This is a genomic window from Streptomyces sp. NRRL WC-3605 (assembly GCF_001509795.1).
GTDB classification, from domain to species: domain Bacteria; phylum Actinomycetota; class Actinomycetes; order Streptomycetales; family Streptomycetaceae; genus Streptomyces; species Streptomyces viridochromogenes.
In genome coordinates this window covers 1-301 of record NZ_LLZN01000018.1, presented here as the reverse complement: position 1 = coordinate 301, position 301 = coordinate 1, and the positions used below count along the sequence as shown (strand labels likewise).

At 69.8% G+C, this 301-nt stretch carries 1 protein-coding gene; it reads right to left on the bottom strand.

Annotation, left to right across the window (positions count from 1 at the left end):
• A partial coding sequence (locus ADL34_RS04965) for a ricin-type beta-trefoil lectin domain protein (protein WP_199835523.1) occupies positions 1 to 301 on the bottom strand: 301 nt, incomplete at both ends.

Below are 301 nucleotides of genomic sequence, written 5' to 3'. Positions count from 1 at the left end.
GGCAGGGTCCATTTCTGGTTGGGGCCGGTGTGGCAGGTCCACAGGTGGACGGGGGTGCCGTCGTTCCAGGTGCCGCCCGAGGCGTCGAGGCATTTGCCGGAGCGGGGGTTGCGGACGGTGCCGTCGGTCTGTGGGGCCCATTGCTGGGCCGCGGTGCCGTTGCAGGTCCACAGCTGGATCTTCGTGCCGTCGGCGGTGCCGGCGTTGTCGATGTCGAGGCATTTGCCGAGGGCGCGGAGGGTGTTGTCGGTGCCGACGGTCCAGCGCTGGGCGGCGGTGGTGTTGCAGGTCCAGATCTGCA